This is a genomic window from Faucicola osloensis (assembly GCF_020041925.1).
Lineage (GTDB): Bacteria > Pseudomonadota > Gammaproteobacteria > Pseudomonadales > Moraxellaceae > Faucicola > Faucicola osloensis_D.
This window is the reverse complement of the sequence record NZ_CP083409.1, coordinates 1,744,919-1,767,432: the sequence shown is the minus strand read 5'-3', so window position 1 is coordinate 1,767,432 and position 22,514 is coordinate 1,744,919. Positions and strand designations below refer to the sequence as shown.

19 protein-coding genes and 1 tRNA gene are annotated in these 22,514 nt (G+C 42.6%); 4 read left to right on the top strand and 16 right to left on the bottom strand.

Annotated elements, in window-relative coordinates; all coding sequences use genetic code 11:
- Positions 1–116: 116 nt before the first annotated feature.
- The 4 genes from dnaX to ndk form a co-directional block, all read right to left on the bottom strand.
- The gene (dnaX, locus tag LAJ61_RS07810) at positions 117–2,333 is read right to left on the bottom strand and encodes a DNA polymerase III subunit gamma/tau (RefSeq protein WP_224053464.1); all 2,217 of its coding nucleotides are present in this window, start codon (positions 2,331–2,333) and stop codon (positions 117–119) included.
- Between the two features lie 65 nt (positions 2,334–2,398).
- Positions 2,399–2,737 (bottom strand): Grx4 family monothiol glutaredoxin, encoded by a 339-nt coding sequence (gene grxD, locus LAJ61_RS07805; protein ID WP_007116440.1) that lies wholly within the window; start codon positions 2,735–2,737, stop codon positions 2,399–2,401.
- A 172-nt stretch (positions 2,738–2,909) separates the two neighbouring features.
- Positions 2,910–3,410, bottom strand: a complete 501-nt coding sequence (gene ispF, locus LAJ61_RS07800; RefSeq protein ID WP_224053463.1) for a 2-C-methyl-D-erythritol 2,4-cyclodiphosphate synthase — start codon at positions 3,408–3,410, stop codon at positions 2,910–2,912.
- Positions 3,411–4,219: 809 nt separating this feature from the next.
- The gene (gene ndk, locus LAJ61_RS07795) at positions 4,220–4,651 is read right to left on the bottom strand and encodes a nucleoside-diphosphate kinase (protein ID WP_050323952.1); all 432 of its coding nucleotides are present in this window, start codon (positions 4,649–4,651) and stop codon (positions 4,220–4,222) included.
- 300 nt (positions 4,652–4,951) lie between these two features.
- Here ndk and LAJ61_RS07790 point away from each other — a divergent pair, with 300 nt between their 5' ends.
- The 3 genes from LAJ61_RS07790 (at position 4,952) to LAJ61_RS07780 (ending at position 6,932) form a co-directional block, all read left to right on the top strand.
- Entirely contained in the window at positions 4,952–5,767 is an 816-nt protein-coding gene (locus tag LAJ61_RS07790; RefSeq protein ID WP_224053462.1) for a phosphodiester glycosidase family protein, read from the top strand.
- Positions 5,768–5,917: 150 nt separating this feature from the next.
- Positions 5,918–5,994, top strand: a tRNA-Ile gene (locus tag LAJ61_RS07785).
- A gap of 329 nt (positions 5,995–6,323) precedes the next feature.
- Entirely contained in the window at positions 6,324–6,932 is a 609-nt protein-coding gene (locus tag LAJ61_RS07780; protein ID WP_224053461.1) for a TetR/AcrR family transcriptional regulator, read from the top strand.
- A 207-nt stretch (positions 6,933–7,139) separates the two neighbouring features.
- Here LAJ61_RS07780 and LAJ61_RS07775 read toward each other — a convergent pair whose 3' ends face one another.
- From LAJ61_RS07775 to LAJ61_RS07765, 3 genes are all read right to left on the bottom strand, one after another.
- Positions 7,140–7,439, bottom strand: coding sequence for a DUF1330 domain-containing protein (locus tag LAJ61_RS07775; protein WP_007116445.1), 300 nt, complete (start codon positions 7,437–7,439; stop codon positions 7,140–7,142).
- Positions 7,440–7,442: 3 nt separating this feature from the next.
- On the bottom strand, positions 7,443–8,126 hold the full coding sequence (locus LAJ61_RS07770; protein ID WP_224053460.1) for a type 1 glutamine amidotransferase domain-containing protein: 684 nt from the start codon (positions 8,124–8,126) through the stop codon (positions 7,443–7,445).
- Positions 8,127–8,794: 668 nt separating this feature from the next.
- A complete protein-coding gene (locus LAJ61_RS07765) occupies positions 8,795–9,097 on the bottom strand; it encodes a putative quinol monooxygenase (protein ID WP_224053459.1) in 303 nt (100 codons plus the stop codon).
- A 534-nt stretch (positions 9,098–9,631) separates the two neighbouring features.
- Here LAJ61_RS07765 and LAJ61_RS07760 point away from each other — a divergent pair.
- Positions 9,632–10,630, top strand: a complete 999-nt coding sequence (locus LAJ61_RS07760; protein WP_224053458.1) for a zinc-binding alcohol dehydrogenase family protein — start codon at positions 9,632–9,634, stop codon at positions 10,628–10,630.
- 277 nt (positions 10,631–10,907) lie between these two features.
- Here LAJ61_RS07760 and bfr (LAJ61_RS07755) read toward each other — a convergent pair whose 3' ends face one another.
- From bfr (LAJ61_RS07755) to LAJ61_RS07715, 9 genes are all read right to left on the bottom strand, one after another.
- Complete coding sequence (bfr, locus tag LAJ61_RS07755; protein WP_224053457.1) at positions 10,908–11,378, bottom strand: bacterioferritin; 471 nt, start codon at positions 11,376–11,378, stop codon at positions 10,908–10,910.
- A 35-nt stretch (positions 11,379–11,413) separates the two neighbouring features.
- Complete coding sequence (bfr, locus tag LAJ61_RS07750) at positions 11,414–11,893, bottom strand: bacterioferritin (RefSeq protein WP_062333970.1); 480 nt, start codon at positions 11,891–11,893, stop codon at positions 11,414–11,416.
- Positions 11,894–12,078: 185 nt separating this feature from the next.
- The gene (locus LAJ61_RS07745) at positions 12,079–12,282 is read right to left on the bottom strand and encodes a (2Fe-2S)-binding protein (RefSeq protein ID WP_007116452.1); all 204 of its coding nucleotides are present in this window, start codon (positions 12,280–12,282) and stop codon (positions 12,079–12,081) included.
- A 76-nt stretch (positions 12,283–12,358) separates the two neighbouring features.
- Positions 12,359–12,760, bottom strand: coding sequence for an ExbD/TolR family protein (locus LAJ61_RS07740; RefSeq protein WP_224053456.1), 402 nt, complete (start codon positions 12,758–12,760; stop codon positions 12,359–12,361).
- Positions 12,761–12,807: 47 nt separating this feature from the next.
- Positions 12,808–13,473, bottom strand: coding sequence for a MotA/TolQ/ExbB proton channel family protein (locus LAJ61_RS07735; protein WP_224053455.1), 666 nt, complete (start codon positions 13,471–13,473; stop codon positions 12,808–12,810).
- 263 nt (positions 13,474–13,736) lie between these two features.
- On the bottom strand, positions 13,737–15,959 hold the full coding sequence (locus LAJ61_RS07730; protein WP_224053454.1) for a TonB-dependent siderophore receptor: 2,223 nt from the start codon (positions 15,957–15,959) through the stop codon (positions 13,737–13,739).
- Positions 15,960–16,043: 84 nt separating this feature from the next.
- Positions 16,044–18,068, bottom strand: coding sequence for a TonB-dependent receptor domain-containing protein (locus tag LAJ61_RS07725; RefSeq protein WP_224053453.1), 2,025 nt, complete (start codon positions 18,066–18,068; stop codon positions 16,044–16,046).
- A gap of 222 nt (positions 18,069–18,290) precedes the next feature.
- Positions 18,291–21,062, bottom strand: a complete 2,772-nt coding sequence (locus LAJ61_RS07720) for a nitrate reductase (RefSeq protein ID WP_224053452.1) — start codon at positions 21,060–21,062, stop codon at positions 18,291–18,293.
- A 39-nt stretch (positions 21,063–21,101) separates the two neighbouring features.
- Positions 21,102–22,403 (bottom strand): NAD(P)/FAD-dependent oxidoreductase, encoded by a 1,302-nt coding sequence (locus LAJ61_RS07715; protein WP_224054830.1) that lies wholly within the window; start codon positions 22,401–22,403, stop codon positions 21,102–21,104.
- Positions 22,404–22,514: the final 111 nt, after the last annotated feature.

The following is a 22,514-nucleotide window of genomic DNA, read 5'->3' as shown; positions in this document are numbered from 1 at the left end:
TATTTTTTCAACTATTTAATATTGTATTTTATTGATTTTCTTAACAAATATTGATTTTCTTCAATTATTCGTCTGTTAAAAAATTGAAAACTAGAATTTATATAAATTAAATTGACTTATTGAATTAACTTAACACAGCTAATTGAGGCGTGTTGCTGCAACAGCGCCTGCGTAACTGCTTGTTGTTCAAGCTGGTGGGTAGCTTGTTGTAACGCTAGTTTTTCGCGGGCTTCTTGTAATGCTTCTGGTTTTAATTGCTCTAGCGCTTGAAAATTACTTGCCGACTCCGCCAAACGAATATCAATCCCCTCAAAAAGCTGTCGAAGTTTTTGGCAAAAATTATCAAAAGTTGCGGTATGGGTCAAAAAGCTTTGTTCAGTGACAAATTGGCTAATCCCATGAATCTTCCCCGTCATAACCCCGCGTTTGGCAAGCACTAATTCATCATCATCGAGCCAGCCTTGTTCACGGGCATTAAACACCCAATAATCCCATTTGGCAGGCGTCCACTCGCCTTCAAGTGGTACATCAGTGGGTTTGAGCAATGCCAGTGGCGATATATCAGTAATATCACTACCTTCTGCCACCCTAATATGTTGGGAATTGTCAGCATTTACATTAACATTGGTAGCTACGGCGACTGGCGCTGGCTCATTTTGTTTTATCGGGTTGCTATCCTGTGTAACCATGACAGGTGCGGTAACAATATCAGATGCGGTAACAATACCATGCACGCTAGTTTCATGATGACTGTCACTGGGTTGCACGTCAGATAAGCGATTGGCATCGTCTTCTATGGTGGGCGTTTGCTGTGTGGTGGTATTGAACGCGGCTTCATCGATAGATATTAAATGGCTATCATCAAATGCCTGTTGTTCAGTGCCTTGTTGAATGCTTTCTTCAATGTTTGACGCAGATTTGAGCAGATTGTCATCCGATAAGTTGTCATCATTCTGCGAGTGTGGCACTCGCTCTGCATCAATGTTATTGTCAGACGGTAGCGAGGCTGATGACTGAGACTGTGCTGCATCGCCAAAAAATGCGCTATTATCAGTTACCTGATTATTCGCTGCCTGATGTGAATAATTTGAGTCATCAGCGACAGTTACTTGTACGCTATCTTCAGCCATCACTGAAGACTTTGTACCTTGCATTAATTCGCTAGGCGTTGTGTCAACAATTTGAGAATCAGGACTTTGAGAGTCAGGGTTACTAGCGATTGGCGGACGAAGCGGGATTTGATTACGATGCAGTGGCTTGAACGCCATCAAGCGTAGCAAACACATCTCGAGCGCTTGCATCGGCGTATTGGCTAATGCCAAGTTTTCACGGCTTTTTACCACAATGTCATAATATAGCTGTAATAGCTCTGCGGGTAACTGCTGAGCCAGTTGTTGCAATTGCTCGCTTTGCTGGCGATTGATTTGCAAATCAAAATTTGGCAAAGCCTGCAAAATTGCTAATTGATGTAGCGTCTCAGCCAACCTGTCAAATACGGCTTTGGCATCCACCACCTGCTCACGCAGAAGCTGAATAGCCTGCGTCAATTGCTGAGTATTTTGCTGGTAAATATTGGTAAGGATAGCGATGACATCGGCTTGGTCAATTAAGCCAAGCATCTGGCGAATCACTTCATCTGTGACATTGCCATTGCCAAACGCAATGGCTTGATCAGTGAGTGACAACGCATCACGCACGGAGCCTTTGGCACTGCTCGATAGCTGCCATAAGGCATCAGGCTCGTAGCTGATTTGCTCTTTGTTAAGAATCGTACCAAGATATTCAGCGAGCGCGACTTGCGGCAAAGGTCTAAGGACAAATTGCAGACAACGCGAGATGATGGTAATGGGCAGTTTTTGTGGGTCTGTGGTCGCAAGCAGAAACTTCACATGCGCGGGGGGCTCTTCGAGGGTCTTGAGTAGCGCATTAAAACTATGCGTCGATAGCATATGCACTTCATCAATTAGATAGACTTTGTAGCGACCTTGCGTTGGTGCATACGGTACGTTGTCGAGTAATTCACGGGTATCTTCAACTTTGGTACGTGATGCCGCATCAATCTCAATCAAATCAATAAATCGACCGCTATCGATGGATTGGCATACACCACATACGCCACAAGGCTCGCTTGTCACCCCTGTCTCACAGTTAAGGCATTTTGCCAAAATACGGGCAATGGTGGTTTTGCCGACGCCGCGCGTACCTGTAAACAGATACGCATGATGCAAGCGCTGGTTATGGATGGCATTGATTAATGCTTTGGACACATGTTCTTGTCCCAGCAGCTCATGGAAGTTTTTTGGACGATATTTGCGTGCTAGGACTTGATACATGGTTATGGATACATGACAACAAAAACGTTAAAAAAAGAAATAACCTTAACCCGCTAGTAGTAAAACTAAACCGCTGGGCTATTGGCTTCAATTAGGGGTTGTAATTCACCGTCTTGGAACATTTGATAGATGATATCACTGCCGCCAATCAGCTCACCTGCCACCCATAATTGCGGGAAAGTTGGCCAGTTAGCAATCTGTGGCAAAGTTGCACGGATTTCTGGGTTTTCAAGAATATTGACAAACGCAAATGGGCGACCAATTTGGGTTAGCACATCCACCGCACGCGCAGAAAAGCCGCATTGTGGGAACTGTGGCGTGCCTTTCATGTAAAGCAATACGCTGTGTTGAGCGATTTGGTCACGGATGGTTTGTTCGATGTCAGTTTGGTTCATATCAGTCATATGAAATTCCTTTGTCAGGCCCTTGTTAAAGTAGAGCGCTATCTTCACAGCTAGAATTTGACTCACTAATGATGAGTGAGGGTTGCTATTATACGCTATAATGGTTATCGAAAGTAAGCATTCAAGATGCCTACCCCAAAAAAGTCAGCAGCAAAACCGCCCGCAAATTCCATTAATCTGATGAAGTCACTTGTTCAAGTAACACCACGCAGCTTACCATAATCCCTTCTTGACGACCGGTAAACCCAAGCTTCTCAGTCGTGGTGGCTTTGACGCTGACTTGGTCAACCGCGCAGCCCATGACACCGGCAATACGCGATTGAATCTCGGTACGATAAGGCAATAGTTTTGGACGCTCCGCCATGATGGTGATGTCGGCATTGATAAGCGCAAAGCCTTTTGATTGGATAAATTGGTACACTTGGTTTAGCAAAATGGTCGAATCTATATTGCGAAACCGCTCATCAGTATCTGGGAAAAACTGCCCAATATCGCCCAGTGCCAATGCACCAAGCAACGCATCACACAACGCATGCAACACCACATCGCCATCAGAATGCGCAAGCAAACTGTGGGTATGGGGAATTTTCACCCCGCCTAAAGTTATAAATTGGTTTTCTGTGCCGTCGTTGACAAAGGCATGAACGTCAATACCCTGACCGATTCTTATCATGGTTAATCCTATTTTTTTATCTTGCTGTCGTGATTTTGGAAGCTATTGTGTTTGGTTTAGTGGTGTCTATGATAACATTGACTGTTTTAATGGACTCTATTTTAACGGTTAAAGTATGATTTACAAGTAGTTAGGCTGCCTTAAATAACAGCTTTGAATAACAGCTTTGAATAACAGCTTAGAATAAAAACTTTGCATAACGACTTTGAATAGCATTCGAATAACGACTTTGAATAAAAACTTGGCATAACCAGTTATTATCAATGCTTGAATTCGCTACTTGAATTAAAAATTGGGTGTCAATCGAGATTTCCCGTATAACGTCTAAAAAAATTGATAAATCCTAGTAAATTGCTATGGTATTTTATTATATAACGTTATATAATATAAAAATAAACCCATCAAGTGGGGAACTTGATGGGAGTGGGTAATGCACTACTTGTTTTTATTTTTATTGTTTCTTTCTTCTTCTTTGTTTTACTGATGTTAGCCATAATGCCAAATTATGGCTTTTTTATTTTTATCGTTTTTTATTTTATTTTTTCTTTTTGATTTTGTCTTATTAATATCGTAGTCAACAAAGTTTGTATTTATGTCGTGATGAATTTATTTTAGCGGATTTACGCCTGTGCTCTATGGGCTCTTTGTTATGAATTGTTAAATTAAGTTTCTTTAGTTTCCTTAACAAAACTATTAATATTGATTTTGCATCCTTATTTTTGCATTGCTACTTTTTAATGATAGCTCAGCCGAATGATAGGCAGTAAAAAAACGGCTTAAAATTTAAGCCGTTTTTTGTCATATTAGGATTAACGCGTACGTGGACAAACTTCATTGTCATTGAAAAAATAGCTGATTTCACGGGCTGCAGATGTGGTTGAGTCTGAACCGTGAACCGCGTTTTCATCAATGCTGTTAGCAAAGTCACGACGGATAGTGCCTTCAGCGGCGTCTTTTGGGTTGGTAGCGCCCATGATTTCACGGTGGTGAGCCACTGCGTTTTCCCCTTCAAGTACTGATACTACCACTGGACCTGAAGTCATGAAAGAGACTAAATCATTGTAAAATGGACGCTCTTTGTGCTCAGCGTAGAAACCGCCCGCCTTTTCGTTGTCTAAATGCAACATTTTTGCTGCCACAACTTTTAAGCCTGCTTTTTCAAAACGGCTGTAAATTTCGCCAATGTGGTTGCCTGCGACTGCGTCAGGTTTGATAATTGATAACGTACGTTCAATGGCCATGTTAAATTCCTTAAAAATTGAAGGGGATTATGATTTTAAGTGTGAGAAACTGTAAAAACAGCCCTTACCCTACCCGATGGCTCTGTCAAATCGCGATTTGAATATTTGAATAAACGGGGGTGCTGTTCTTAGTTGCCTATTATAATGATATTGAGGGCAAAAACTAGTTTAATTCATCACTGTTAAGTCGAAATTGCTAGAATATCAAGTTGAACAAGTTTTTTGTAATAAATGGCGGATATATTCTGTGATACGCAACTATGGTATAGTAGCCAATAGCTTAAATTTTCTCTCAATGGTATGACGCTCTTAAATATCACAAAAACACAAGCGGCTGTTGTCAGCCTATGCTTGGCGCTATTATTGGTGGCAAGTATCGGTTTGGCACGTCAGTTTACTGTCAAAGCCGTGCCAGATTGTCAGCGAAAAAGCCAGCCGTTCGACTATAGTATCTGCGAGCTTGATGCTAAAAACGCGGCGAATTTTTCACTACAGTGGCAAAATCCCTCGTCCACGAGCCAACCATTATTACTGACCTTTACTGCCCTGCGCGATTATTTGGCAAGTGAGCAACCTGCCAAAACCTTGTTATTTGCGATGAATGCAGGGATGTACGATGGCAACTTTGCGCCGATTGGGTACACGGTCATCAATGGCAAGCAAATCCGAGCCCTAAATCTCAAGCAGGGCGGTGGTAACTTTCACCTAATGCCCAATGGGGTATTTTGGCAAGACCGCCAAGGTTTTCATATCACTGAAAGTCAAAGCATGGTAAAAAAACTGGCAAACGGGGCAAAACCGACCTTCGCTACCCAATCTGGACCCATGCTGGTCATCGATGGCAACATCCATTCGGCATTTGATGCCAATAGTAGCTCGAGAAAGTACCGCAATGGTGTTGGCGTGTGTGGTCGCAATCCTAGCCGCGTCAAATTTGTGATAAGCGACACGTCTGTCAGTTTTTATGAGTTTGCCGATTTGTTCAAATCGCAATTGGGCTGTGACAATGCGTTGTTTTTGGATGGCGGTAGCGCCTCGGCATTGTATAGTCAGACGCTGTCACGCAATGACAATAAATATATGGGTGTGATGATTGCGGTGACACAAGACAAATAAGGCGTATTCTATGAGACAAGTTTATGCTGATTTAATCAGCGTTTTGCATAAAATTATCCATTTCCACATTGCAAAAATAATTTTTTAAGGTATTATAATCAGCCTAGTTTTGACAAATTTGCTTAGCAATATTTGTGATACTACCCTTTCGGGCCTATAGCTCAGTTGGTTAGAGCAGAGGACTCATAATCCTTTGGTCCACAGTTCAAGTCTGTGTGGGCCCACCATATAAAACAACCACTTAGGTGCATTAATCCTCAGTGGTTTTTTATTTTTTGGATTGTAATAATCAAATAGCAATTAGCATCAATCCCTATTTTAAAGCTATACTTTTAAATCCGTACTCATATCATTCGGTTTTGACTGTTACGTGGTCTCGACTGTCTGAATCAATCATCCAATCCTTATCTAGTTTTATATAAATACTTGTTTTATATTGAATTGTTGTGGTTAATAGTTAACACCTTCAATGAAAATTTCTTTACATTCATTGTAGATAAGTTATAATAAAAACAATACGACTGGTCTATTTTTTATAATAGCGTGTACAATAACTATGGAGCCTGCCCCTATCAAGAAGTCTGAAGCAAAACGCTTACACATTCTTAACACCAGTTCTGACCTGATTTTGCGTAAAGGTTTTAGTGGTGTGGGATTACAAGAAATTTTACAAAGCTGCGAGATCCCTAAAGGTTCATTTTATCATTACTTTAAATCTAAAGAGTCTTTCGGCTGTGAGTTGGTACAGTATTATGTAGATAATTACCAACGCCGTTTAGATGAACTCTGGCGTAGCGACCAATCCGCTTATCAAAAACTCATCGGGTATTTTAACTTATGGATTGAAGATCCTGATGCGCCATGTAGTTGGGCAGATAGCTGTTTAATTGTAAAACTTGCTGCAGAAGTCGCTGACCTATCTGAAGATATGCGCGCTATTATGTCCGATGGCGTCGATAAGGTAATCCAGCGGATTGCTGAGGTCATCGTTTTGGGCAAGCAAGATGGATCTATCCAAGCAGATACTGATGCCTTGACGGTAGCCCAAGTGACTTACCAAATGTGGGTGGGTGCGGCGTTATTAAGTAAGCTGCAAAAAGATAAAACACCATTACATGAAGCCTTAAAAGCGACGGCGTTTTTATTAAAAAGTGGAAAGTCTTAAAAGTTAGCTTTGCTGGCTTAATATCACTATCTTAGTTTTACTATCTTGGCTTCACGACAATGATAGCTGCAAAAATTGTCATAGCAGCCCAGTCATTATGTATGACTGGGCTGCTATGACATTAATTTGATAACAATGTTTATCAGTCATGTACTAATTTGTAGGTTAGCACATCTGATAGCAGTGCTTTTTCTTAAAATGCTTTTTTTAAATAGCGTCTTCAACACCTTCAATAATAAAGGCACGATAATTTGCCCCTTTTAGACGATGTTGTAAGGCTTCTTGATAGACGGGACTGTTATACCAGTCTCGCGCGGCTGCCATATCAGGAAAGCGTAGAATAACAGCGCCTTCAATTTCATTGCCTTCAAGCACTTCTAATTGACCATAAAAAGCCAAGGGTGTTAGCTCACGACCTTCACGAGCAAGCGGCGCTTTTTGTGCATATTGCGCCAGCTCCTCAGCATCTGTAGTTTGCTCACGGGTAAATACCACATACGCAGACATGGGCTACTCCTTATTTAACAATTCAAGCAGTGCGCTGGCAGTTGCAGCAGAAGACGCAGGATTTTGTCCGGTAATTAGTAAGCCATCTACTTGGACATACACTTGCCAATCACCCGCTTTAGAATAGTGACCACCTTTTTCTTTGAGCATATCTTCGACCAAAAACGGTACAACTTCGGTCAATCCTACCGCTTCTTCTTCAGTATTGGTAAAACCCGTCACGGATTTACCGCTGACCAAAGGCTTGCCATCACTGGTTTTTACATGACGAAGAACACCTGGGGCGTGACAAACTGTCGCAACGGGTTTTCCTGACTCAATCGCTTGTTCAATCAGAGCAATTGAAATCGGATCTTCTGCCAAATCCCACAATGGACCATGCCCGCCTGGGTAAAACACGGCATCATAATCAGCGATAGAAATTTCGCTAAGTTTATGCGTCTGTGCCAACGCTTGCATTGCCACGGGATCGGCTTCAAAGCGATGCGTGGTTTCAGTTTGTGCATCGGCTAATTTACTTTTTGGGTCTAGCGGTGGCTGCCCCCCTTGAGGTGATGCTAGGGTAACTTCAACACCCGCATCAATAAAGGTATAATACGGTGCTGCAAGTTCTTCTAGCCAAAAACCTGTTTTCTTACCAGTATTGCCGAGTTTGTCATGTGAGGTCAGAACAAGTAAAATTTTCATGTTATTTTCTCTGATAGTTTTTAGAATTAAGGTTATTGCTACATGAGCACAGCAAGAAGTCGTGTGCGCAATGTACAAGATGTCGAACAAATCAATCCTTTATTTAATAGCATTGATTGGTAGCATTGAAAAAGATTGCGCGACTGATATCTAGGCAAACATTATCCGTCCAACAAACTTAAAAAATTACTCAACACTGCAAATACTAGTCAACGCTAGTCAACACTGGGATTTTGCTGTCATCATGCCGTCACTATACACAAAAATAGACCAGTCGTCTATTTATTTGTAGTGTAGATTTATTGATAGTGTAAATAACAAAATTTAATCCATCGGTAAAAGCAGTTTTTATCAGTAAGATAGCTAGCTTAAAACTTGATTTAAAACTTGGTAACGATTAAAACAACAAAGTAATATGATTAATTGCAGGGTAAGTAATTAAATGGCGCAAAATCTAAATTTGCACATTGCTTGCTATCAGCAAGTTAAGAAAATATTGTAATTGAATATATATAGTCAAATAATCGTCAATGATACAGTATGGGATGACCGGTTAGCTAAGTGACTGATTTAAGTGAAGTGATAGAATTATAATAAAGAGCTGCTTTTTAATTAATATTTTAGGCAGCTCTTTAAAAGCCTTAAGCTCAAAAGAATTGGGCTTCAATCTAAGCTGGTAGTTTACTTGCCAACACCTCTACTTTTTCAATAGAAGGCGGTTCTGAAAATAGTTCATCTGCTTGAGCCATCAAAGCAGCGGCAACCTTGCCCGATAAATGAGCCTCGCGACCTGCTTCATCAGGGAATGCATCAAAAATACCAAAGGTTGAAGGTCCAAGGCGTAGACCAAACCATGCAACTGTGGCGGGTTCTTCATTGACGATAGGCAGACCAGCTTTTAGGAAATCTTCTACTTGTTGTTCTTTACCTGGTTTAGCTTCAAGACGGACATATAAAGCGGTTTTAAGCATCACTAATACTCCAATATTGACTAGCCGACATTGACTAGAATCAAAATTGAGTCTAAACCACTGTTATATTCATGTCAAACCGCTTTACCGCATAGCTTTGTTGTATAAAGGTTACATAAACATTTGCGCTTTAAGCCGTAGAGAATGTCTGTATCCGCTTAAATTTGATACTGATATTACTCCCTTTATGCTTGCTTTAACCATAACAAAGAAATAAGCATAAGTGACAAGCTGTAAATGATGTTGCACTCGCTACCTTTGATTGGGTACACTGGTACAATAAGAAATGACGGGAATTTACCAAGGGCTATTTTTCGCGCAAACACAGCCGCAAAATGTGAGCTTAGCTCGCATTCTTAACCTTGCGCCCTTGACCTTACACCTTTAGCATAGACTCAGAATATCGACTATTTTTCATTAATTCTATCAGATTAGGCTGACTGACCCAAGCCAGCCTGTCTGCAATACACTAAAAACACGGCATTTAATTAAACTACCCCGCTATTAAACCCACTATTACAAAAGGACAAATCCATGAAAGCCGTATCATATGTTATCAGTAACCATGATGATTTTAAAAATTCATTGGTAGATATTGAAAAAGCGAAGCCTACGCTTAAAGAGCGTGATGTACTGGTAAAAGTTCAGGCAATCTCTGTAAACCCCGTTGATACCAAAGTGAGAAAAAATTCGTCTGAAGCAAATAATCGTATTTTAGGTTGGGATGCCGTTGGGGAAATTATCGAAGTTGGCTCAAAAGTTACCTCGTTTAAAGTAGGAGATTCTGTTTGGTATGCTTGTGATTTAACCCGAGATGGTAGTAATGCTGAGTTTCAAGCAGTCGATGAACGAATTATCAGTCTTAAACCCATTACAGTATCTAATGCAGAAGCCGCAGCATTGCCATTGACTGCAATAACGGCATGGGAAATGCTGTTTGATCGGTTTCAAATTTCAGAAACCGACGTTGGCAGTATTTTAATTATTGGTGGTGCAGGCGGTGTAGGATCAATCGCTATCCAACTCCTAAAAGCAAAAACAAATCTGACCGTGATAACCACAGCGTCACGAGAAGAAACCAAATCTTGGGTAAAATCATTGGGTGCCGACCATGTGATTGATCATAGTAAAGATTTAAACGAACAAATCGAAGCACTAGGTATTGAAAAACCAAAATACGTCTTCTCTACCAATCATACAGACACCTATATCAAGCAAATAGTTTCTCTGATTGCACCACAAGGTAAGCTTGGATTGATCGATGATCCACAAACCTTTGATATTATGCCGTTTAAGACTAAATCAATTTCTATCCATTGGGAGCTGATGTTCACCCGTTCAATGTTTGAAACCGATGATATCGAAAAGCAAGGTGATCTGTTGCAACAGGTTGCCCAGTTAGTTGACCAGCAAAAAATTAGAAGTACGCTTAACCAAAATCTAGGCAAAATTAACGCTGCAAACTTGGAGAAGGCGCATAAGTTGCTTGAATCAGGTAAGTCAAAAGGCAAAATTGTACTAGAAGGTTTTTAAAACATCTCTTGTAAAACAAATCTTGCAAAACACATTTTGACTAAAAACAGCCTCTTAACACAACTCACCAAACGGCTGGCAGAACGAACACTGCCAGCCGAAATCATCCATAATCTTGGCTATACCAATATGCCAAACACGACAACTACAACGACAATCAGTAAATCACTGCCACTAAGATAATGATAAGCCATGCCATCAGTATAGAGATGACAGAAATCAACGCGGCTTGCGTATATTGATGGTTCATACAGTTATTCCGACACGCTGATACGCTTTATGAATCTAATAGACTTTGCGTATAATTTTCGATACCCATCGAGGTCACCAGTTCCATTTGCGTTTCTAGCCAATCAATGTGCTCTTCACTACCGTCTTTGAGTTTGACCAATAATTTGCGAGAGACAAAATCGCGTTGCTGCTCACATAAAGCAATCGCATTTTTGATGATGTCAGTTTTTTGATACTCCAACTGCAAATCACAACGCAAAATTTCAGCGACATTTTCACCGATTAAAATTTTGCCAAGCTCTTGCAAGTTTGGCAGACCATCTAGCATTAAGATACGCTCAATGAGGTCATCTGCCCATTTCATCTCATGAATCGACTGATGATACAATTTTTCATTGAGTTCACTCAGTCCCCAGTTTTTGGCGATACGCGCGTGTAAGAAGTATTGGTTAATAGCAATCAATGCTTGACCCAAAACTTGGTTTAGCGCTCTTAGAATTTCTTTATCGACTTGCATAATGTTTACCTTAGTTGCCTTATTGCTTTGTCGCCTTATTCAGAGATGTCACCGAGCTGAGATTGCAGATAATTGGCTAGTCCCATCATATCAATCAGTCTTAACTGCTGCTCCAACCAATGCGCATGGTCTTCTTCGGTATCGACCAATTGGGCGACCAAAATCTCACGGGTTACATAGTCTTGCTCTTGCTCACAAAGCGCAATGCCGTCTTTGAGATGTTGACGAACCGCGTATTCAAGCTGCAGATCGGCTTTTAGCATACTTGGCACATCATGACCGATGTTGATATCGGCAACTTTCATGTTGGGCGTGCCTTCTAGCATCAACACACGATTGATTAAGGCGCGCGCATGATCGCTTTCTTCTTCCATTTCATGATGCATACGCGTATGAAGTTTTGGATAATGCCATTCATGATACATTTGCGCATGAATAAAGTACTGGTCACGAGCGCCCAGTTCACCACTAATTAAGAAATTTAGATAATCAATAACAGCTTGGCTGCCTTTCATGGGTATATCCTTGAAAAATGAACAGAAACAAAGGTTGGGTATTATCTGAAATACTAAATTAAAGTGACGTTAAAAACAATTCACCGCAGCAAATAATTTACAATATTTGTCAGTCGCTCATTCATTGAGATTAATGAATAAGTTTGGGTGTGTACGATAACAAGTTAGTAGGCAACGTTAATAAACTAGGCAACTTCAATAAATAGGTGCGTATAATTATTGATGCTCTGGGCGTACTCTTCGAGATAACCTTCAATCATTGGCTGACAGCCGCCACAACAAGTAGCTACATCAAGCTCAGCTTGTAATGCCTCTAAGCTGTCATGACCTTGTTCAATGGCTGTTTTGATTTGACTTTCTTTGACCGCATTACAGATACACACAAACATACGCACCTCATTGATAAATTTTCTTATATAATAATGATAATTATTCTTATTATCAATAAAAATTTTCTCAATCAGGTTATTCACTGACAAACGCAATTTTGGTTAGCTTGTTTTCGCTCGCTATTGCTAGGATTTGTGCGACGGTATCATATCGACTGTCTTTATCGACGCGTAGCTGAATGCTTGGGGTCTCGCTTAATTTGCCTTGTTCGGCAAAGCGTGTGTTTAATTGCGCCAAACTGATATCGGCATCGTCCCAAAAAATCTTGCCATCTTTATCAATGCTTACTTGTATCACTTTGGGCGGGGCTTCATTGACTTGTGCCGAGGTTTTGGGCAAATTTAGCGGTACACTGGGATTGATTACCGTTGCCGTCACCAAAAAAATAATCATCAAGACCAGCATGATATCAATCAGTGGAATCAGATTGATTTCATTCATGCCCGTCGACGCGTCATCACCGAGTTGAAATGCCATAAGTTATTCCCTGTTTATCTATTTATCTGTTTAGCGATGGGTCAAGGTTAGGCGTTTTTCAGCATTAAGTCAGCGGCGGTAGTTTGTTGCTTGGGCTGCGAGCTGGTTTGCAAATGAGGTTGAGCGGCTAAACTAGTTTGCGTAACTTGGCTGGAAGAATTAATTAACACGTTGGCAAGCAAGGTATGCGCCGTGTCATTCGCTTGGTGCATGGCTTTGCGATTGATTCGCACGATGACATTGTACATAATGACCGCAGGAATCGCTACCGCAAGTCCAAGCCCAGTCATAATCAAAGCCTCCCCAACCGGTCCTGCGACTTGACCAAGTCCTGCTTGACCTGATTTAGCAATGCTATCTAAGGCATGAAAAATCCCCCACACGGTACCAAATAACCCAATGAAAGGGGCAATGGCAGCGGTCGTGCCAAGGATATTTAAACCCTGCTCACTGGCAAAACGGTAGCGATTGAGCTGTTGCAGTAACTGCTGCTCAGTGACTAATTTTTGATTGTCTAGGGATAAGGTGGTGAGTTGAGATTGCTGTTGGTAAATTTGCTGGGTCAAATCTTGCGACACTGTTTTGGCAATTTTTTGGCTATTTAAGATACGTAAAATGCCTGTAATCCAAGACAGCATCGATAAAACAATTAACACAAAAAATAACGTCTTGGTCACTACATCTGTATATTGCCAGTAATTTGCAAAATCCATAATCATTCCTATAACACGATAAATATAAAAACTAGCTTTAAATGTTAGTATAAATGATAATCATTATCAACAAAAATATTAAAAATTAGGCTAAATTGAACAAGCGACTGCATTAAATCACTTTAATTAAGCGAGTTTAAAATATTAAGCAACTTTGATATCAAATAGCTTTGAAATTAAGTAACTTTAAAACCTCATACTTTTTTATCTTCGCTTTGTGTTAGCTTTATATTAGTCAAAATAAAGTTTTGTCACATCGCTATCTAAAATTTATAGGTTAAATTTGCCCGCAGGGTACGGGGTTCACCAAACATAATCATAGCGGCATTCGGGCTTGTGCCTGAATAATAGGCTTTATCGGTTAAGTTTTTGACCGACAGACCCAATTGCCAATGGTTGGCACTATAGCCTGCTTCAACATCATATAGGGTATAGCTTGGTAAATCGACCTTGGATGAGCCACGCTCAGCATGATGTTGCCCTTCATAACGCGCGCCTGCCCCGACATACCAGCCCAAATGCGATGGCGCAAAATAGTATTGTGTGCTGATATTGAAGGCTTGTTTGGGTATGTGGTTGATACGCTGACCGACAACATAATCAGATTTGTTGGACGCTTGGGTGATTTTGGCGGTGGGAATATAGCTATAGCCTGCGCTAACGTTCCAGTTGTCATTGACTGCTGAAGTCAGTTCAGCCTCAAAACCTTTGGTTTGTTGCTCGCCAACCGCCACATTATAAGTCTCTGTGCCATCAGTATAACTTTCGCTGACGTTTTTGCGCGTCAAATCATAATAGCTCAGCGAGGCTTGGGTGCGTTCGTCTGGCGTTTGCAGTTTGACGCCAATTTCGTATTGTTCCCCTTTTTCTGGGTCAAGCAAATCGCCATCTTTGCCCGCGTCGGTGGTCGCCAAAAATGCGGTGGCATAGCTGATATACGGCGCAATTTTGTCATTGACTTGATACATCAATGAGGCTGAGCCGGTGAAAGCATTGTTAGAATTTTTGACGGTGGTATCTTTTTTTACATCGTTGCTTTTGACATCTGACCAATCATGACGCCCTGCCAAGTCGATAATCCAGTGAGAATTCACTTTGATGGTATCTTTGGCATATAGCCCCAGATACTGTAAATAATTTACACTGTGCTTGTCGGTGGTGGGTGTGGTGTTGGTGATTTTGCCTACACCATACACAGGGTTATTTAAGTTTAAGGGGCTATAAGCATACACTTGTTGCTGATAATCACTACGCTCATGAAAGGCGTCTAACCCCACTGAAACCGCGTGACTGACGTTACCATGACTAAAGGTTTTGTCAAAACGATTGTCCATTGACACGATAGTATCTTGCTTATCGAGCAAGCTTAACTGGCGTTTGATATTGCCCGTAGTGGTTATCGGCGAGGTACCGCTTGCCAAAATCGCATCGGCATCGGCGATGCGTCTTGACAGCGCAAAGTTTTGCTTGAGACGCCAACCTGAATCAAAATCATGGTCAAGCTGATAGCCGAGACGATATTGCTCATCTTGCACAGTATATGCTGGTTCACCAAAAAATAAACTCGATGCGTATGTCTTGTAGGCATTATTTTGTAACGGTAGCCCTTGTTGGCGGACGTAATCATGTTGTTGGTAACTTGCCAACAAAGTGACATCCGTGTTATCGCCGAGCGCAAAACGATAAGAAGGCGCTAGATAGTAATTTTTGAAATACACATAATCGGTAGAATCTTTTTGGTCAGAAACACGCCCATTGAGACGAAACGCCCCATCGGTTGAGCCATTGGGAGCATAGTTGATATCAAAGGCTGCTTGATAAAAATCGTCACTGCCTGCTGAGAGTGTGAGATTTTTGAATGTTTCGTCTTTGGGTTTTTTGGTGGTTAAATTAACCACACCGCCCGGCATCATCTGCCCAAAGCCGACGCTGTCGGGGCCTTTGACCACCTCGATTGATTCTAGCCCAGAGATATCCATACTATTTAAAAAATTGCTAGAAGTCGCTGTGCGCATCCCATCAACCAGGATTTGTGAGCTTGCTAATTGTCCGCGAATCGCAATATCATCCCAACCACGACGACCATACTGCCCTGTCGTTACCCCTGCCACGCCTTTGAGCGCATCGGCTAACGTGGTCGCCTGTTTTTGTTGCAACTGATTTTGCGTGACCACACTCACCGATTTTGCGCTATCAAATAATTTTTCATCCGATTTTAAAATACTGGTCGCTTGGGTAGCAGCATATTGCGGACTGGCATCTTCTGCTTGAATGATAATGGTGTCAAGCGTGGTAACGGCAGGCTGTGGGTCATTGCCATTATCAGTTAAAGCCGCCGTACTCACTGCACTGGCAGTCGTATCCGTCTGGGCATAAGCCATGGTAGTGAACGTAGAAAATACACCGATTAATACCCTAGGCAATTGTCTTGATACCCCGCCAAACCTTGTGGTAGTAGGACGGGTAAAAAATTGGATTTTAGACATAAGCAAAATTTTTCTGCAATATTTTGTGAAAATATTAAACCGCAATGGGCAAGCCATCATACTGATGGTTATCACCCATTGAGTTTAAAACTGATAACTTAGGGCTACTTTGACATTGCGTCCCATGGCTTTATCACCGGTATTGGATACGTGCTCATAGTAGTAGGCATCTGTAAGGTTATACACGCCAGCATCCACGGTTAATTGCGGTAACGCGCTTGGACGATAGCTACCAAATACATCATAGGTGGTAAAACTTGGCAACTCAGCCACAGCAGTAGCGCTGGTGCGACGCGTTAAACCTTTGACATGGCGGATGGCACTTCCAAGGCTAAATCGGTCATTGATGTCATAATTAAAGCCAAGGTTTAACTGATCGCCTGAGTCTTTATTGAGTTGGTAGCCTTGCTCGGTGTTGCTTTTGGCATGGGCATAGCCTGCATTCAAGCGCATATTATTTAGCCGATATTTTGCGCTCAGCTCGTAGCCTTTAATGGTAGTCTCGCCGGCATTGATGTAGCTAGCACATTGCCCGTCTGTCACTGAGTTGCCTGTGGTACAGTCAATGCCTGTTATGCGGTCGATTTTATTGTCATACTGGGTATCAAAGACTTTGGCTGTCAGCGACATACTGTCTTGACTGTCAAACACGCCTTGAAAACGGCTACTGATACCTAGCTCTGCGTTTGCGCCTGTTTCTGCTTCGATGTCTTTATTGACGAAGGTTTGTCCAGATTGGTGAATGGTTTCTGGCAAGGGTGGTCCATTAAACAATTGGGTATAACTGGCAAATAAGCTGTGGTTTGGCGTCAGTTTAAATTCTCCTGCCAATGCGCCCGACAGTTGATTATAGTCGTCACTGCTTAAGCGCTCTGACGGCTTATAATGGTCGAAGCGCACGCCAGGCGTCAGCGCAAATCGTCCCAATTCGATTCGGTCTTGTAAGTACACCCCTACGCTGGTAGCGTCTTCTGTGATATCACTACTCTCTAACGTCGCTGATTTTTTATAGCCTTCTACCCCATAGTTGAGCGTATGTGTCAAAGCATGGTCACCATGATGTTGCGTCAGTTGCTGTTTGATACTTGCCGTCATGCCATCGGTTTTGCCTGACGTGGCTACACGCATAGGTGTCGTTCCGCGCAGTCCTTGCGACAGCGATTTATTGGTCAAATGATAAATTTTGCTGTTTAGCTCAAAATTGCTATGCGGTTTATACTCATAGCCGAGTGCATAGGTTTCATTATTGGTGTAGCCAGGATGAATATTATCGGGTAAATTGGCTTGGTAGCCGATATTGGGGCGAAACGGATAGTTGCCGTCATTGTCATAGCTTTGGTAACTGGCAGTAATTTTGTGACCTTCTGCCGGCATCACATTGACTTTGGCTAGTATACTTTTGATAGTAATATCATCACCTTGGATATGGTTGCCTTTGCCATCTTCGCCGCCATCGCTGTCACGCTCACTATAAGACACAATCATGTCCAATTGCTCATTGGGTTTGGCATAGGTCGTTAGGCTTCGCTGAAATTGCTGATCGTTACTGGCATAGCCCAGTTTAACTTTTGCCCCCATTTTTTGATCTGGTAGTAGCAAGTCCTGTGCATCCACCGTGGTAAACGCCACACCGCCACCGATGGCATTATTGCCCAAAGTCACCGAGTTATTACCCACTGACACCTCTGTTGTTTTATACAAATCTGGGTCAAGTCCACTAATTCCGGCATGGTGAAAGCCGCGCGTTTCCGGTTGGCGCACCCCATCCACGGTGATTTTTAAGGCACTGCCGGCATTGTCTGAGCCCAAACCGCGAATATAAATATGCTGATCCATCCCCGAAGTGCCACCGACATTCACCCCAGCAACCGTCGGTAAATATTGATTGAGTAAATCAGATTGCTGTACCTTGACTGAGCTGTCATGGCGGACGTTCTCAGTTTGTTTGGCTGGGGTATATTGACGGGCATTAAAAGTAATGGTCTGCAAGGTAGTGACGGGTTCTGGCTCACTCGCTGTTGCCAACGGTGAATAAAGGGTGGTTAATACACACAGACTTAAATAGCGCAAAGCACCACGCGGCGGTAAACTAGCATTGGCAGTATTCATAAAATCACTCAGATATATAAAAAAAGAGAAGCGTTACAAAGCGGTAAGAATGATAATATAAATGATAATCATTATCAATTAATTTTTCCAATTATTTCCCTTTTTTTTGAATATCTAACGCTATTTATCAATAAGTAGCCAAGTAAAATCAGGCAACATCAAGCGAAATGATAAAGTGGCTTAAAGTTCGCCCAATAATCCTTTCAACAAGTTATAACAATGTCACCCCGCTAAAATTTTGCTAATCTCTCCTAGACAGGAGCCACAATTGGTGCCTGCTTGGCAATGTTTGCCAACCTCAACGACGGTTTTACAGTGATATTTTTTTATCGTCTCAACAATGGTATTTTCACCCACGGACATACAAGAGCAAACAATCCGCCCTGTATCAATAAAACCGGTGGCAGGTTTGCCCATTAGTAGCCATTTACGCGTATGGCTATCAAGACTTCTGCCAAATTGGCTATCTAGCCAGTTATGGGTGGGTAGTTTATGCTCGTGGGTGCTCAAAAATACTAGCGCATGGACTTGCCCATTTTGCAATATCGCAAGTCGTAAATCCTGGCTAGTGTTATCGGTATCAATATGTTGATAATGGATAATATCAAAGTTGTAGGCTTGCGCTGGTTGATTGAGCCATACACTTAACTGCTGTTGCCAATATTGCTTATCAAACCAAGTTGTCATGGCCGCAGACTGATTATCAATGGCAAAAAAATACTGGCTACTGTTTGACTGGCGATTACGCACCCAATAAGTCATATCTGGCGATTCGAGCCAATTTAGCAGGTTTTCATCACAGTGTTTATCAATCAATAACCATCCAAATGCTTGCATGGTTAGCTTTTGCAGCCTAACAGGTTGGTGCTTGAGCTGCGGTTGCTGTGAAAAGGGGTCATGATGATTGCTAATAAGCTTACCGACACGCGCATTGGCGGCAAAGTGCTGATTCCAGTGCATGGGTATAAACACATCGCCTTGGCGTTGTTTTTCGGTCACATCCGCTCGCACTAAGATAGTACCGTTGGGGCTGTTAATTTGCACAAAATCGTTATTTTGTACACCCAAAGGTTTGGCATCACTCGGGTGAATCGCAACCAGTGGGTGCGGTAAATGCTGATTGAGCTGTGGGGCAATCCCTGTGCGGGTCATGGTATGCCATTGGTCACGCGAGCGACCTGTGTTAAGCACCAGTGGATATTGCTCATCAGGCAATGACTTGGGTACTGCAGGAGTAACGGTGACAAAATGCAGTTTTTGGGTATCGGTATAAGTGGTGCCGATAGTGGTATGTGGGTCTTGTTTTTGTAGTCCAAAATAATGCGGTTGACCCCACTGAAACGGTGCCAAATTATCATACTCGTTTTGGCTAATATTGGCTAAATGGCTGATGTTAAAACTTCGGCTATCTGTATTTTTTTCACCGCCATTCTTTTCGCCACTAAGCCGAGCGTGTTCGGCAAACACTTGGTAGTCGTGGGTGTAATCAAAACCCACAAAACCCATTTTCTGTGCCACTTGGCTGACTATCCACCAGTCGGGCTTGGCGTCAGCAAATGGGGTGACTAAGCGGCGCTGGCGAGAGATGCGGCGTTCGCTGTTGGTGACCGTGCCTGATTTTTCACTCCAGCCTTGCGCGGGCAAAGCCACATGAGCAAAGTCGAGCGTGTCGCTGTCTTTTGAGCAGTCAGACACGATGACCAGTGGGCATTGCTGTAACGCCATGGCAAATTTGTCTGCTTCTGGCAGACTGACCACAGGATTGGTCGCCATAATCCAAATCGCTTTAATTTGCCCCTCCAAAATAGCATCGGCACATTGGGTTGCCTTGATACCATCTTTACCACTAATACTAGTCGGTGCTTGCCAAAAGTTGGCTACTGTTTGACGATGGTCGCTGTTTTTGAGTTCAAAATGACTGGCAAGCAGATTGGCTAACGCCCCGACCTCTCGCCCACCCATGGCATTGGGCTGTCCTGTAATTGAGAATGCCCCTGCCCCTTCATAACCCAGTTTGCCTGTATAAAGGTGGCAATTGATAATGCTATTGACCTTATCGGTGCCATTACTGGCTTGATTGACGCCCATGGAGTAAAAACTCACGGTTTTCGTGGTAGTGGCAAACAATTGATAAAACTCGGTTAAATCACTTTCGTTGACACCGCAGATTTTGGCAACTTTTTTAATCGTCCAACTGTCACTGGCTGCAAGCGCATCAGCAAGATTGTCACAATGCCTAAGATAATCGTGATTGGCATAGCCGTTTTGGTGCAAGTAATTGAGTAGTCCGACAAATAAATGGGTATCTGTGCCAGAGCGAATCGGCAAATGCAAGTCAGCAATCGCGGTGCTGTCAGTGGCTCGTGGGTCAATCACCACGATTTTTTTGTTGGGATTGGCTTGTTTGCTGGATTTTAACCGACCAAATAAAATCGGATGACACCACGCCATATTCGAACCGATAATGATAAATAGGTCGCTGTTTTCGATGTCTTCATAATTACAAGGCACAGTGTCCGAGCCAAATGCTCGCTTGTAGCCAGCCACCGCTGATGACATACACAGTCGAGAATTGGAGTCCAAATTATTGGTACCCAAAAAACCTTTAGTAAATTTGTTTGCCACGTAATAATCTTCGGTGAGCAGTTGCCCCGATACATATAGCATAACGCTGTCGGCGCCATATTCATCAATGGTCTGTTGCAATGATTTAGCAACAAAATCGGTGGCGGTATCCCAATCGACTGGCTCGCCATGAATCATCGGATGAGCCAAACGGCGGTCACGATCAAGCGTATCGCCCAACGCTTTGCCTTTGGAGCATAATTTGCCAAAGTTGGCAGGATGGGTTGGATCACCGTCAATGCTGACGTGTTGGGTATTCTCATCAATCGTCGCCAACACGCCACAGCCAACACCGCAATAGGCACAGGTGGTCTTGACTTGGGTCAGGGGGGATTTTTGTGATGCTAAATGTTGTATAGTTGTTGTCACACGTTAACCTTTTACTATTTTTAATTTCTACCAGTCAGATCAGCCCGCCAGCAACTCTTCACAAAACGCTTTGCCAAACAGTAATTTATCTTTGATGGCTGAAATATCTTGTTGATTTTGAATCAGTTCAAAAAACCAACCGCCCTCTTGTACATCACCATATAGCACTGCAGATAAAATACGGTTGTCTTTTACGGTGATTTTTTGATAGATGCTATGGCTAGGGTCTTGATAAATCAATTGCTCGCAGTCGTGACTCACATCGATATCACCTGCCGAAAATAACGCCACGCCCGAGACCTTTAGCTTGGTTGCCGTTGGTTGTACGCTAAACACGGGCGAGGTGCTACCTGGCTGCTCGTTTAAGGTATGTAGCAGAATATTGGCTTGCTCATACACAGGTGCGACGAGCCCAAATAGCTGGTTGTCAAACTGTACACACTCACCAATCGCATACACGTCTGGGGTATGGGTTCGCATTTGGTTATCAACCAAAATCCCCCGCTCGCAAGTGATACCGACCTGTTGCGCAAGGGCAATATTGGGTCGCACGCCGACGGTCATGATAATGCAATCGCTGTCAATGGTTTTGGCAGGGATGGATGTGTCGACATTATCCGTGTAAGTTAGTCCAGTAACCTGGTTATCCTTATCTACACAAATCGCTTGGGAGTTGGCATTGAGCACAAACTCAATACCTTTGTTTTCAAAGTAAGTTTGCAGTAAATCGGCAGCGGTTTTATCCAGTTGGCGATTGAGTAAATAGCCTGCCCCATGCACCACAGTGACTTTCGCTCCCTGTTGTACCAAAGCATTAGCAGCCTCAAGACCGAGTAATCCACCGCCGATAACCAGACATTTTGGAGATTTTTTGCCATTATGATTGTTTTTTGCGATATCTAGCATAGCATCCACATCGGCTTTGGTACGAAAACCCATGACGCCTTTTGCGGTATGGTTGGGCAATGGCAAAATAAATGGCGTTGAACCTGTGGCAAACACCAATTTGTCATAGCCGATAGTTTCGCCACTGTCGGTGATGACCTGATGAGCAGCAAGATTGATATCGCTAACAGTGCAGCCTGTCTTTACAGTGATGTTATGGTTGGCGTACTCCTCTTGAGAAAATAGATAAATCTCAGCGAAGCGTTTTTCCCCTGCCAATACAGGCGATAGCATAATACGGTTATAGCCTGCATACGGCTCGCTGTTGATAAGCGTGATGGCAAACTCATCTCGACTTTGTTCGCCTTGGCTGTCAACCCCCAGTCCGCTGTGGGTACTCAGTCTGCTTTTGGCATACTGCATGGCAAAGCGTGTCCCTGCCATCCCTGCCCCTATGATAAGAATGTGTGTGTTGCATTATTTGGCTGACCTTGCTTATCCGACCCGATATTTAATACTTTAGAATCTAGCACTTTAAAATTTAATAATTCAAAATCTATGCCAACC